Annotated in this window: 13 protein-coding genes and 1 pseudogene; 10 read left to right on the top strand and 4 right to left on the bottom strand. The window is 61.5% G+C overall.

The window, feature by feature from the left end; translation table 11 throughout:
• Window positions 1-256: 256 nt before the first annotated feature.
• Window positions 257-1,150, top strand: a pseudogene (locus tag QZ656_RS23570) (IS4 family transposase); the annotation flags it as partial.
• Window positions 1,151-1,395: 245 nt separating this feature from the next.
• The gene (locus QZ656_RS23565) at window positions 1,396-2,706 is read left to right on the top strand and encodes an IS4 family transposase (protein WP_291995683.1); all 1,311 of its coding nucleotides are present in this window, start codon (window positions 1,396-1,398) and stop codon (window positions 2,704-2,706) included.
• 359 nt (window positions 2,707-3,065) lie between these two features.
• On the opposite strand, the gene QZ656_RS23560 is transcribed toward QZ656_RS23565, so the two are convergent.
• The gene (locus tag QZ656_RS23560; RefSeq protein ID WP_291995682.1) at window positions 3,066-3,497 is read right to left on the bottom strand and encodes a hypothetical protein; all 432 of its coding nucleotides are present in this window, start codon (window positions 3,495-3,497) and stop codon (window positions 3,066-3,068) included.
• Between the two features lie 200 nt (window positions 3,498-3,697).
• Entirely contained in the window at window positions 3,698-4,030 is a 333-nt protein-coding gene (locus QZ656_RS23555; protein ID WP_291995681.1) for a DUF883 family protein, read from the bottom strand.
• A gap of 508 nt (window positions 4,031-4,538) precedes the next feature.
• Here QZ656_RS23555 and QZ656_RS23550 point away from each other — a divergent pair.
• Window positions 4,539-4,697 (top strand): DUF3309 family protein, encoded by a 159-nt coding sequence (locus tag QZ656_RS23550; protein WP_291995680.1) that lies wholly within the window; start codon window positions 4,539-4,541, stop codon window positions 4,695-4,697.
• 257 nt (window positions 4,698-4,954) lie between these two features.
• On the opposite strand, the gene QZ656_RS23545 is transcribed toward QZ656_RS23550, so the two are convergent.
• Window positions 4,955-5,692, bottom strand: a complete 738-nt coding sequence (locus tag QZ656_RS23545) for a Crp/Fnr family transcriptional regulator (protein ID WP_291995679.1) — start codon at window positions 5,690-5,692, stop codon at window positions 4,955-4,957.
• A 96-nt stretch (window positions 5,693-5,788) separates the two neighbouring features.
• Here QZ656_RS23545 and QZ656_RS23540 point away from each other — a divergent pair, with 96 nt between their 5' ends.
• The 7 genes from QZ656_RS23540 (at window position 5,789) to QZ656_RS23510 (ending at window position 11,524) form a co-directional block, all read left to right on the top strand.
• Window positions 5,789-7,975, top strand: coding sequence for an IS4 family transposase (locus tag QZ656_RS23540; protein ID WP_291995678.1), 2,187 nt, complete (start codon window positions 5,789-5,791; stop codon window positions 7,973-7,975).
• Window positions 7,935-8,120 carry an IS4 family transposase gene (locus tag QZ656_RS23535; protein WP_291995677.1) on the top strand — a complete coding sequence of 62 codons (186 nt, stop codon included), beginning with the start codon at window positions 7,935-7,937 and terminating at the stop codon, window positions 8,118-8,120. The genes QZ656_RS23540 and QZ656_RS23535 overlap by 41 nt, the downstream gene beginning before the upstream one ends.
• A 514-nt stretch (window positions 8,121-8,634) precedes the next feature.
• Complete coding sequence (locus QZ656_RS23530) at window positions 8,635-8,850, top strand: glycine zipper 2TM domain-containing protein (protein ID WP_291995676.1); 216 nt, start codon at window positions 8,635-8,637, stop codon at window positions 8,848-8,850.
• Window positions 8,851-8,932: 82 nt separating this feature from the next.
• Window positions 8,933-9,175: a hypothetical protein gene (locus QZ656_RS23525; protein WP_291995675.1), complete on the top strand. Its 243-nt coding sequence runs from the start codon at window positions 8,933-8,935 to the stop codon at window positions 9,173-9,175.
• 887 nt (window positions 9,176-10,062) lie between these two features.
• Window positions 10,063-10,353 carry a CsbD family protein gene (locus QZ656_RS23520; RefSeq protein ID WP_291995674.1) on the top strand — a complete coding sequence of 97 codons (291 nt, stop codon included), beginning with the start codon at window positions 10,063-10,065 and terminating at the stop codon, window positions 10,351-10,353.
• 570 nt (window positions 10,354-10,923) lie between these two features.
• Entirely contained in the window at window positions 10,924-11,214 is a 291-nt protein-coding gene (locus QZ656_RS23515) for a GlsB/YeaQ/YmgE family stress response membrane protein (RefSeq protein ID WP_291995673.1), read from the top strand.
• A gap of 40 nt (window positions 11,215-11,254) precedes the next feature.
• Complete coding sequence (locus QZ656_RS23510) at window positions 11,255-11,524, top strand: BON domain-containing protein (RefSeq protein ID WP_291995714.1); 270 nt, start codon at window positions 11,255-11,257, stop codon at window positions 11,522-11,524.
• 35 nt (window positions 11,525-11,559) lie between these two features.
• On the opposite strand, the gene QZ656_RS23505 is transcribed toward QZ656_RS23510, so the two are convergent.
• The gene (locus QZ656_RS23505; protein WP_291995672.1) at window positions 11,560-11,835 is read right to left on the bottom strand and encodes a hypothetical protein; all 276 of its coding nucleotides are present in this window, start codon (window positions 11,833-11,835) and stop codon (window positions 11,560-11,562) included.
• Between the last annotated feature and the right edge of the window lie 384 nt (window positions 11,836-12,219).

Here is a 12,219-nt window from a genome sequence, read left to right as displayed (position 1 = left end):
GCCCGCTCCCCGCCCTTCGGCATTCATGCCTGCGGGGTAAATCCAAAAAAGATATTTGCAGAGGGCGCGCCCAGCGCTCCGGCCCGGGCTCGTCCAACAAACGGATCAGATCGTGGCTTCGCACGATCTATCCTTATTCGTTATACACAACTCACTCAGCATAACGTAGCCGCCCGATGTGCCCTGACAAATAGTTGACTGATTTTGTCTGGTATACCCCTTGCTTTCCCTTTCCCATTTTCATAAGGATCGGGCGATGGCAAACTGGGCGGGAGACGAATTTGGCGGGGCTGAACTGGGGGACGGACGTCTGAGACGGAGGCTGATCAAACTGGCGACACGCTTTGCAGAGCAGCCGACGGCGAGCATACCGGGTGCCTGTGGGGATTGGGCGGAGACTGTGGCGGCGTACCGTTTCTTCGATCAGGCCCACGCTGGCAAGCGCGGGTTGAACTGGCAATCGATCCTGCAACCGCACATGGATTGCAGCCAAAGGCGCATGGCACAACACCCGGTGGTGTTGTGCCTTCAGGACACCACCGAACTGGACTTCAACGGTCAGGAGATCGAAGGACTCGGGCCGCTCTCGTACGAAGCCCAGCGCGGCATGTATCTGCACCCGACCTATGCGGTGACCCCGGAACGTGAACCGCTCGGGGTGATCGACGCCTGGATGTGGGCGAGAGAAGCGAAAGCGGCCGACGGAAGCCGGCCGGGCATCAGCGAGAGCACGCGCTGGATTGAAGGCTACGAGCGGGTCGCCGAAACCGCGGCGGGGATGCCACAAACGCGATTGGTCTATGTGGCCGACCGCGAAGCGGACATCGTCGGCCTGATGCAGCGCGCCCAGGCGTTGGGAACGCCGGCCGACTGGCTGATTCGCGCCAAACACAACCGCTGTTTGCCGCAAGGCGGCAAACTGTGGGCGGCAACTCTTGCCGAAGCGCCCCTCGGCGAGATCGAATTCACTCTGGCATCGCGGCACGGGCAGCCAAAACGGATCGTGCGCCAGCAGTTGCGAAGCCATGCGGTCGACCTCCCGGCTCGTGACACGGACGGCCGCCACATCAGAGTGACCTGCCTGATCGCCACGGAAATCGGGGCGCCCGCCGGCTGCAAGCCGGTCGAATGGCGCTTGCTGACCAATCGCAACGGTGTCCGGCTTGAATTTTGGCCGAAGCAGGTAATCCACCACAAGGCGGCGTCGCAGTCGTGTTATACGCGGATAATTTGAGTATTTAATAGAAAAGCGGCAGGTTCGAAATCGACGTGCTCTATGGCGCGGATATTGAGGCGGCAAAAATATTTTTAAAATAATGCGAAAAACACTTGACAAAGGTTTGGCAAAATACTCGCAATTTTGGCTGTATAAACAACAGCTTATTGGAGTGTCTTGTGGATACCGAACGATTAACTGCGGTCATGGATAGCCTCATGAACCAAACCGTCTTGGGTGAATTGTTGGCGCCGATGGCTCGTGCCTTGGCGCAGGTGCGCGGTACCGACGCGGTATCGCGAGTGTTGAGCATGGCGGATTTTATCGGCCTGGGGGTGCTGCGCCACCTGCAGGGCATGCGCACCCTGCGCGAGCAGGTGCAGTCGCTGCTGCATTGCGAGCCGGGGACGGCGCAGCGCGTCCCGCTGGCACGTTCCACCTGGTCGGACGCGCTGTCCTCGCGCCGCCGCCGCACGGTCTTGGAGGCGGCGATGCCGCCGTTGCTCACCGAGGCCCGGGCCGCGCTGCCGGATCGCCTGGCGCAATTCCCAGCCCTGCAAGGACGGCCGGTGTATGCAATGGATGGGACCTATCAGAGCGAAAGCGCCCACTACGGGCGGTGTACGCCCCGCCAGGGCGGGACGGACAATCCCAAGGGGCACGCGCTGTTGAGCTTCTACGACGTGCGCCTGGGTTGCCCCACCGACGTGCACGTCGACACCCGCAGTCGCCACGAAATCACTCTGTTGCGCGACTATGACCAATCCGCGCAGGCCATGACCCGTGACAAGGGCGCGCTGTGGCTGGTCGACCGCGCTTTCATCGACGCGACGTTTTGGGATGACCGGAAAAAGAGCTTGGGCGTGACCATGATCACGCGCATGAAAAGCAGCCTGTGCGTCGAGTCCACCGAGCCCTTAAAGATCGAGGATGTCCCGGCCAACGACGGGGTGCTCAACGATCTGCGCATCACCTTGCTCAGTTCCCGCCAACACTGGCGCCTGATCACCTTCCGCAGCCGACGAGGACATCTCGTGGAGTTTCTGACCAACGAGTTCGACCTCGCGCCCGGCGTCATCGCCTTCCTCTACTCCCGCCGCTGGGAGGAGGAGAAATGTTTCGACACATGGAAGAACGACTTCAGCCTCGCCAAGGCATGGGGCGCCAGTGTGGCGGCCATCGAGAATCAGGTCCGCCTGGCCGTTGTCACCAGCCTCTTGGTGGCCCTGCTGGTGCACTACAGAATGGGGCAGCACGGAATCGTGGACGAGAAGGCTTTGCGCAAGCAGGACCGGCGCCAGACCTCGGCGACCGACGGGACCGATCGCCCCGACTGGACTGCCCCGGTATTCCGCTACACCTCCAAGGTGAGCCGCCAAGTCCTGCGGTTTTTAAGCACTGTTTTCACAAACCCGCCTCGCAGGCGCTCTACGAGGCCCAGTTGCGGCCATTGTTGTTGGCATACCTATGAGGCAGCCGGACACCGTTGACTGCGTCCGATTTGCAATTCTCGAGAAGCAACGTCGTTCCATTCCAACCCGGTGGAATGGCAAGTTCGAGGGAGTGGATTCAAATCGATAGGGCCGACGCAGCAGACTACGAGCAAGATCTCGAATTATTTCGGGCTTCACTTGAGTTCGTAAAAGGCGCCCGGACCCGGTAGTTTCGCAGCACCGCGAAGGTGTGCTTTGTATTTCGCCGAACTTCTGTTTTGGGTCGAAAGGGTGAGTCCGCGTGTTACGACAGCTGCGGTTCCGAGGGTTTTGCCGGCCAACGGCCGCTGGCGGCAAACTGGCTGGCCATGGACCCACAAGCCTGGCCTCTTTATCAGGGCCTCGACACTCGGCCGTCACAGTCTGATTAGGCCCATGAGCTTCGCCCGGAAGTCGTCATCCCCGGCGGCTGCCTTGCGCTTCACGCGCAAGCTGGTTTTCTTCTGATCGGTCGTATCCAGCCGAATCAAATCGAGAACGAGCATCTTCAAGAGAGAAATATTCTGCGGGGCCTTGTCTTTGCGTACGGTGCTGGCATCCTCGCCAAAGGCGACGTCGAGCACCCGTAACCGTTCGCACCCTCTTGAGAAACGCCGCCAACCCCATGGTTTTTGCGGCGTAATTTGTGACCATGACGACGGCACGATAGCCACGACGCGATGCGCCTGAGCAAGCATGATCTTTTCCAGACGGACGAATGACTGAAGGAGCTGCCAGCTGAGCTGTTGCCGGAAGTGTCGAAGCGACTGCTGCACGGCGTCAAGGAGTTGCACGATCGGCTGAATCAAAACCCGGGCAGCAGCTCGCGGCCGCCGAGTACAAAGCCACCGTGGGAGAAGGGGCGCGAGGCAGCCGCGGAGAACGAAGCGCCGCTCGAGGCGGGCGCTGCCGAAAGGGCAGAGAGTTCGGGGCCAGCGCCAGAGACTACGCCGCCAGCGCCGGAGACGTCGCTGCCGCTAGAGGCAGCGGCGCCATCGCCACGTCTGGATCAACGGCGACTGCTAAGAACGCCGATGAGCAGTCCGACGGCCAGGGCAAGCCCGGCGACCTTCCAGGGATTGTCTTCCGCATACTCGTTAGTGGAACCTGCGGCGGACCTGGCGTTGTCGGTCACCGCGATTCGCGCGTCGTCGAGTCGGGATCTGGCCTCGCTCAGTTTGGCGCCGATCTGCGTGCGCGCCGCCTCCCATCCCTCGGTGGTTGAAGTGCTCGCTTTCTTCAGCAGGTGGTCGGCGTCTTCGGCCACGCTCCTGATATCTGCGACCAGCTTGTGCTTGGTGCTTTCGATGGTCCCTTTTTGGGCGATCAATTCGGTATTCATCATGTTCCTTGGGGCGAGTGAATGGTGGGGACATCACGACCGACGCGATGACGGCGTGAGCAGTGATGACGAGCAAGCGGACAGCGCATTCGCGGCATGCCGCTGCCTCTGTCGACAGTAGGACATGCATTTGAGCGCCGACATCCGTCCGCATGCAATGCTCGCATCGACCCGGAATCGCGTCTGTGCGCCGGCGTACACAGGACTATTACCGTCGCCGGCCGGCCTCGGAGGCGGTGAAGCCTGGTTCCGTGTGCGGTGACGTACAGACGCTTTTTCTCGCCTGCGTATGATCGCTATCAAGGGCATGGCAACGCTTGCGGAGCTCAGCCACCTTGCTGGCGATGGTCGCCAAGAGCAGCAGAAGGAGAACTGTCGTGATATTGGAGCAAGCGCGGCAACAGCCGGCAGACAAGCTACGTCGCCCCGAGGAAAGTGTCACGGGTGCGCAGCACGGATGTACACAAACGCCGCACCGCTACGATGTACTTTTACCAGGAGAAATGAAATGTCACTAGGAACGATTCTATTGATCGTTGTCGTCTTGATCCTGCTTGGCGTGTTTCCCGCCTGGCCACACAGCCGGGGATGGGGTTACGGTCCGAGCGGTGGTGTTGGCCTGGTGCTGCTGATCCTGCTCGTTCTGTTGGTGATGGGCAGGTTATAGCGCCTCGCCTTGGCGGCCAATGACCGTGCAATTTCCCCGGCGGCTTCGCCAATTCCTTCCCGGCGCACCCCAAGCATGCCGGCAAACAGTACCGGTGTCATGAGCAGCTGTTCGGCAGACAAGCGATTGTCATCAAGGCAGAGCTGCTGCTCGACCGAAAATTGGCGACGGTCTTGGCGGTGGCGCATGCCACAGCGCTGCCACGCAGCGCGCACGACACTTCGGGAGCGATGGCGATGGTAAGCCGATCCTTCGGCCTACCAGGCGACCACCTCGGGGAGCAGGCGCTCGAACTCCTTCCTGACCACCGCGTAGCACTCGCAGCAGCGCGCCTCGAGACCCGGCCGGTTGAGTATGGTGATGCGCCCGCGCTGATACACGATCAAGCCGGCGCGCTGCAAGTTGCCGGCGGCCTCGGTAACGCCCTCGCGGCGCACGCCGAGCATGTTGGCGATCAGTTCCTGCGTCATCACCAGTTCCTTTGAGGACAGGCGGTCGAGGGAGAGCAGCAGCCAGCGGCACAGCTGCTGGTCGAGCGAATGGTGGCGGTTGCACACCGCCGTCTGCGCCATCTGCGTCAGCAGCGCTTGCGTGTAGCGCAGCAACAGGCGCTGCATCGGGCCGGCGCGATAGAACTCATCCTTCAGCAACTGGCCCTTCAAGCGATACGCGTGCCCGGCGCTTTGTACCACGGCTCGGCTCGAGGTGCTTTCGCCGCCCATGAAGAGCGACACGCCGACGATCCCCTCGTTGCCAACGACGGCGATCTCAGCCGACGAGCCGTCCTCCATGACATAGAGCAGGGAGACGATCGAGGTGGTCGGGAAATAGACGTGGCGCATCTCAATGCCCGACTCGTAGAGCGCCTCGGCGAGCGGCATCGGCACCGACTCCAGACTGGGAAGAAGGCGTGCGTATTCGTCGGCTGGCAGGGCGGCGAGCAGGTGGTTCTGGCGTGGGTCATGCGCGGCAAACACATGCGGGAGCGAGGGCATGGCGGTTCTCCCTTCATCAGTTGCGACCGGGCTAGGGCTGCCCTTGCCCCACAATAAGTGCTGGACTTTTCAAGGCGGGTCGGCCATCCTGACGGGATGGAAAAACAACATCAGATTAAACGAACGCTAGCCCAAACGGATTCGATCGAAACGATCTGCAACCTTCTGGGTAGCTCTGGTCATTCTACGCGTTCGGCGTTTGTTGGCGCGGTGTGCGGGCACTTCGGTTTTGTCGACGCGCGCGGGAAAGCACAAACCAGTGGCTGTATAAAGGCGCTGCGGGAGTTGGAACGTGGCGGTCACTTTGTCCTTCCCAGCGCACGGCCGCGGGTGTCGGTCGAAGGCCGCCGACCACGGCGCCTGGGACAGCCGGTCGAGGCGCCGAGCGGTGTACCGGCGCAAGCGGAGGCGGTTCAGGAACTGTCACTACTCCAGGTTGAAACGGTCGATCAGATGCGGCTGTGGAATGAACTGATGCTGAGCGAACACCCACAGGGGGCCGGGCCGCTGGTGGGCGCACAGATGCGTTACCTGATCGGCTCGGCGCATGGTTGGCTGGGCGGTCTGGGATTCGGCGCCGCCGCCCTGCAACTGGCGGATCGGGACCGCTGGATGGGCTGGGACGCGACGACGCGCCGGCAACAGTTGCACCGGGTCGTGGGCATGAGCCGCTTTCTGATTCGGCCGTCAGTCGCTTGTCACAACCTGGCCTCGCGTGTGCTGGGCATGGTTCTTCGTCGCCTGGGCGGGGATTTCCAAACGCAGTACGGGTATCAGCCCTGGCTGGTCGAAAGCTTCGTCGACAGCGCGCATTTTGCCGGAACCTGTTACCGGGCGGCGAACTGGGAGGCCATCGGGCAAACCCGAGGTCGAGGCCGCCAAGACCGCGCGCATCAGAAGAACAAGACGGTCAAAGCGATCTACGCCTATCCCTTGGCGTCGGACTGGCGCAGCCGACTGGGGCTTCCCGAACCGATCGGCCTACCGGCGCTGACGATCGCCGAGGGACTGGAGGGCAACGCGTGGGCGGCGCAGGAGTTTGCCGGGGCCGCACTGGGGGATGAGCGGCTCAGCCAACGCCTGGTCGATAGTGCCTGCACGCTGGCGGCGATGCCCGGACGCGCGTTCTCCGGCGCGGCACAAGGCGACCGCGCCGCGGTCAAGGGGCACTACCGGCTGATCGACCAGGCCGCTGACTCGGCCGTCACCCTTGAAGCGATCCTGGCACCGCACCGCCAACGGACCCTGCAGCGGATGAAAGCGCAGGCGACGGTCCTGTGCATCCAGGATGGCAGCGACCTCAATTATTCCGGACTCGCGCAATGCGGGGGCTTGGGGGTGATCGGGAGCAACCAGACCGGTGCCCAGAGTCGGGGACTGCACCTGCATTCGACCCTGGTGGTGAGCACCGACGGCCTGCCGCTCGGCGTCCTGGCTGCGCAGTGCTCGGCGCCGATCGCCACGGCGAAGAACGAGCCGCCGGGGGCGACGCCGGTGCCGATTGAAGAGAAGAAGACCTTCGCCTGGATTGAGGGCTTGCGCACGTGCAGCCAACTGGCCAAAGAGCTCCCCACGACACGCCAGATCTGTGTCATGGATCGCGAGGCCGATTTCTTTGAGCTCTTCGACGAGCAGCGCCAACGCGCCCGCGTCGATCTCTTGATCCGAGCCCAGCATGACCGCTGTACCGGCGAGGCCCTGCGTCTCTTCGAGTCGGCCAGACAAAGCCCGGTGCAGGGCCGCTTGAATATCACGGTGCCTCGGCAAAGTGCCCGAGCGAAGAAAAGCAAGCAGAAGGCCCGTGCGCCGCGAAAGCAGCGCTGTGCGGCGGTCGCCTTGCGCTATCGGCGCGTCGATCTACCGCCACCACTCGCACACAAGGGGAAGGCGCCGATCACGCTGTGGGTCGTGCACGTGCGGGAAACCGCTCCGCCAGAGGATGCCAAGGCGCTTGAGTGGTTTCTGCTGACGACGCGCGAAATCACGACCGTCGAGCAGGCACAGGAGTGTCTGCGCTGGTACTGCCTGCGCTGGCGCATTGAAGACTGGCATCGCGTCCTGAAGAGCGGGTGTCGCGTCGAAGCCCTGGCGCATCGAAGCGCCGAGCGATTGCAACGCGCCATTGCCATCCATCTGGTGATTGCCTGGCGGATCATGTTGATGACCCTGCTCGGCAGAGAATGTCCCGGGCTTCCCCCTGACGTCCTCTTCTCCGACCTCGAAATCGAGGTGCTCGAGGCCTATGCAAAAAAAAAGACTGCCTCAGCCCAAACAACTGGGTGATGCCGTGCTTCTCGTCGCTCGCCTGGGTGGCTACCTCGGCCGTGCCACCGATCCGCCCCCGGGACATCAAATCATGTGGCATGGCTATGCCCAGCTTCAGACTCTGTGCGAAGGCTTTTGTCTCAACACGAAAAACTCGTGCTAGCTGAAGATGTGGGGCAAGGGCAGGGCTAGGGCACCGAGGTGGCTGTAGCGGAGGCTCAAGGTGTGCTTACTATACATGATGCGAAATGCCTACGCCCGTTACTTATTGACTCAAGCAGGCCTTCGGCGAGGCACGCGGACGACACCGTCGGTGGCGTTGAAAACCTGCAGCCGCGGCTAGAGGATGGGCCGGCCATTGGCGGCATTCCTGGCGCGCTGGGGCGACGCCCGCAAGCTGTGCCGCGTGCGAAGAGCCGCCACGCTGCTGCGCCTATGTTCGCTGGCAGACAGACCGGCAACGCGGGTCTGCGTAGTCTCGGGCAAGTGATCCAGGCCGGAACATCTGGAGTATCTGCACCGCGGCAATGCCCGCGGATTTAATGCGGCGCGGTTCTGGCGAAAAGAACCAGGAGATCATTGCCTTGATCGGGCGAAAACGTGCTTGGGCAAGTTGCGAGCCGTGGTCGACCAGGCATGAGCTCCCCGAAACACCATGTTCGACAATGAGGTAAGCCATGAAAACGATTCAGAGATTTACGTTCGGCGCACTCGCCGCAAGCGTTTTGTTCGGCCTCGGTGGGTGTGCCGGCATGTCGTCGCAGGACAAGAACACGGCCATTGGCGCCGGCGCCGGTGCCGTCGGAGGAGCCGTTCTTACGGGCGGCAGCGCCGTCGGAACGGTCGGCGGCGCGGTTGTCGGCGGCGTGATCGGTCACGAAGTCAGCAAGTGATGCGAAGCGCGATGCGCCTGGCCTTCCCGGCAGCTGCCTCGCGCCCGCTCCTTGCCCTGATCCCGCCGTCGACGCGACCGTCATGGTCACTGCCGCTGCGGGGCCATCAAACTACCAGGAGAAATCAGAGATGAAACTCGGCGGATCAATCAGCGCAGCCTTGCTCATGAGCGCGCTGCTCATCGCACTACCCGGCTGCCAGAAGAAGGAAGGCCCGGCAGAGAAAGCGGGCAAGGAAATCGACAAGACGACAGAGAAGGCTGGACAGCAGGTCGAGAAGGCCGGTGATGCCATCCAGGACGCCGCCAAGGGCGACAAGAAATAGGATGTCGCAACCGCGCGCGACCGCTTGTCGCGCGCAACCCAACTTGGAGAGTCCCCGCCGCGGGCCTCTTTGGCATCGGGCGCGAGGACCTTAAGCCTAGCGTTCCTGAAGGCAAAGGGACTCTTCTTCTTCGCCGCTCTCGGTCAGCACGCTGTGGTCGGGTTGGGCGTTTGTCGAGCAGCCAGTGGATCTTGAGCCGGATTGCTTTCATCCGCGCCATACGCCCCCTTGCCGGATTGGCGTCCGCGTCCCGCCTCGGTCGCGGATACTGGAAGCTGCGGCAAGTTTTGCAACCCCTAGCGCAGGCCAAAAAACGACAAGATAAACATGACGACTACGACCAGGCCGACGAGGTAAATGATGCTGTTCATGTGATTTCTCCGTTAGAGGTTGAGTGACCCAATCGCGAGGATGCGGGGAGCCTAGGTCACTAGTTCCTACCCTACCCGTTTGGGGCCGAAAGCTCTGTACGTTTGCGTACACAAAAAGCACATTCAAGGGATCTCCCGCTGCCGCATGTGAGCACGGTCGATTTTCGCCGGGGCGACGAATAAGGGCGAGGTCAGGGTGCAAGCACAATCGCTGCACCAGAATCGACGGCGAGTTTTGAGGTCAGTCGTCAATCGTGGCATCCAACGGTTCAAGCGGCCAGCTGTCTGGCAACTGCTACCCCGCGCCAGGCCCAACACAGCCATCGTCGGCGGCACTCGAGTTCGGCCTGCGTACGATAACGTACAGACGGCACCGGGTCATGCGTCCAAGCTTCTCATGTCATCAGGCGTTTCCAGCCCATCCGACGACCGCCGAGTGCGGTCGGTACACTTTTTCCTCCTTCGCCTGTCGCTCTACGCGAGGCTTTGGTGGCGAAAAGCGGGTTGCAACGAAGGATGGCCGACTGGCAATTTCGCCGTTCGGGCCATAAATACAAGGAGCTTGATACGAACTGGGATATCGTCGAAGGGAACTGGAAGCAGTTCAAGGGCAAGGTGAAAGCGCAATGGGGCCACCTCACTGAAGAGCAGCTTGAGGTGATTGCCGGTAAGCGGGCCGAACTCTCGGGCAAGATTCAGGAAGCCTACGGCATCACCAAGGACAAAGCCAACGCGCAGATCAAGCGCTTCGAAAAACGCAACAAGGATTACCAACTGTCGGATTACCCACTGTCGAACGCCTCCTGATCCATTCATTGCCGTGCGCCGCTCGGCACAGCACGGCGCGCACGGCGTCAGGGTCGCGGAGGCAGATGCTTTCGCAAAGGAAACACATCATGACCAGCTATAGACGCTTCATTGACGTCATGCCTCCGCCCCGGCTCAGTGGCGAGGTGGCGCGTCCGGCGGCCTTCGCCCCACTGATGGTCCATAGGCTTCGCAGGAAAGCGAAAAGCCGCCAGGAGGCCGCTCTTGTCGACTGGGAGGAGGAAGGCGGCAGGCTGGCGGCGCCCGGTCCGTCCGGGTCCTTGGCGCGCCCCGCCCGGGGCACTCGAAAACCTCGCCTCCCGCACTGAATAATGCGCGCCAACGTACAGACCACGTGCTTCTTTGTGACTACGCTGCTGTTGAGCACTGGACACGGTGCGCGAGTCGCCCGCCGTCAGCTTCGTGTTGCGGTCCGGGAGATGGCCTTATACGGTCGCAGCGCTGAACAATGCGCGCGAACGGGTGTGAAGAGGCGGCAGCGATTGTTGGGCCCTGCCGCCTGATGCTGAGAGTGATGAGGTCCGACAGCTGCAGTCACGGGAGGCAATCATGTCCTTACTCGCATGGATCGTACTGGGACTCATCGCCGGGTTCGGCGCCGTAAAGATGGTTAGCGAAAGCGGGCAGGGTGCCGTCATCGACATCGTTCTCGGGATTGTCGGCGCCGTCATCGGCGGCTGGCTCTTCAATACCTTCGCGATGGCCGATGTCGGTGAATTCAACCACTACAGCCTGTATGTGGCGGTCGTCGGCGCAAGCGCGCTGCTGCTGATGTACCACGCGGCTTTGCGCGAGGTTCGGGAAGCTCTCTTTAGCGTCGATATCGAGAATCAATCATGAAAGAGATTGGCAAGTTTCTTTGCGCAGCTTCCTGGCCGTCATGCTGCTGTCTGCCACGGGTTGCGCGTCAAGCTCGAAAGAGGAGGGGAGCGGCGAGTATGTGGACGACAGCGTTATCACCAGCAAGGTGAAAGCCGCCATATTCAACGAGCCCGGTCTGAAGTCCGTGGAGATCAAGGTCGAAACCTTCAAGGGGGCGGTCCAACTGAGCGGCTTCGTGAGTTCGCAGTCCGCGATCAACAAGGCGCTTGCCATGGCACGCGCCGTCGGCGGCGCTACCTCCGTCAAGAACGACATGCGGGTCAAGTGAGCGATGGCGGTGCACCGCCACTGCCGGAGACTCCACTACGCTGGTGCCCGTAAACAGCCGCACGCAATCAAAGACATTCCTGCAGCCAGGCCGATGAGCATTAGCGGCTCGCTGAACTTCCCGGATTTTTCGTTCAGGTAGATGTTCCACGGATCGCTGCAGATGGCGCGAAATTCCTGGGCGCAGCCACGGCCGATCGACTGCTCGTTAACGATGCCGACCTTGTGGCCGCCGCTGCTCCGGACGAAGGTCAGCTCGCTGGCGTCGCTTTGCAGGTGCAGCTTGAACAGGAGACGACATGAACCCGACACGACAACTTCACGATCTGGGCCAGAGCCTATGGCTCGACAACATTACACAGGGGGATATGGAAAAGAGGCAACTCTCAGCGATATCAAGGAAATATTTCCTTTTCCCTTTCTACCTCACCCTACGTCTTCTACACTCAATGTCAAATGGACGAGTCTTACGTGAGCCAACCGCGGCATTGCTTCGCAGGCGAGTCGCGAGGCTGTTCTTCGAACTTGCATTGGAGGAAAGGTAAAGGAAGAGGATACTTTTTCGTTTTTTATTCACTACGCCACCGTACTTTTTTACTGTTGGTCTCTCTTGAGTTCTCGCCTTTCTCTCTTCCGCCCCGAAGACAAGATCAATGCAGCCGCGCCAATCCATGCGCGTGCGCAACGTCCGAAACC

Source organism: Candidatus Accumulibacter sp. ACC003 (assembly GCF_907163085.1).
In the GTDB taxonomy this organism is placed as follows: Bacteria; Pseudomonadota; Gammaproteobacteria; order Burkholderiales; family Rhodocyclaceae; genus Accumulibacter.
The sequence above is the reverse complement of the archived record's forward strand: the minus strand, read 5'-3'. Positions and strand labels throughout refer to the sequence as shown.

Bases quoted from the DNA above. Each gene is read 5' to 3' on its own strand.
- QZ656_RS23555 (WP_291995681.1), bottom strand. From the start codon at position 4,030: ATGAATACCGAATTGATCGCCCAAAAAGGGACCATCGAAAGCACCAAG.
- QZ656_RS23550 (WP_291995680.1), top strand. From the start codon at position 4,539: ATGTCACTAGGAACGATTCTATTGATCGTTGTCGTCTTGATCCTGCTT.
- QZ656_RS23545 (WP_291995679.1), bottom strand. From the start codon at position 5,692: ATGCCCTCGCTCCCGCATGTGTTTGCCGCGCATGACCCACGCCAGAAC.
- QZ656_RS23540 (WP_291995678.1), top strand. From the start codon at position 5,789: ATGGAAAAACAACATCAGATTAAACGAACGCTAGCCCAAACGGATTCG.
- QZ656_RS23535 (WP_291995677.1), top strand. From the start codon at position 7,935: ATGCAAAAAAAAAGACTGCCTCAGCCCAAACAACTGGGTGATGCCGTG.
- QZ656_RS23530 (WP_291995676.1), top strand. From the start codon at position 8,635: ATGAAAACGATTCAGAGATTTACGTTCGGCGCACTCGCCGCAAGCGTT.
- QZ656_RS23525 (WP_291995675.1), top strand. From the start codon at position 8,933: ATGGTCACTGCCGCTGCGGGGCCATCAAACTACCAGGAGAAATCAGAG.
- QZ656_RS23520 (WP_291995674.1), top strand. From the start codon at position 10,063: ATGGCCGACTGGCAATTTCGCCGTTCGGGCCATAAATACAAGGAGCTT.
- QZ656_RS23515 (WP_291995673.1), top strand. From the start codon at position 10,924: ATGTCCTTACTCGCATGGATCGTACTGGGACTCATCGCCGGGTTCGGC.
- QZ656_RS23510 (WP_291995714.1), top strand. From the start codon at position 11,255: ATGCTGCTGTCTGCCACGGGTTGCGCGTCAAGCTCGAAAGAGGAGGGG.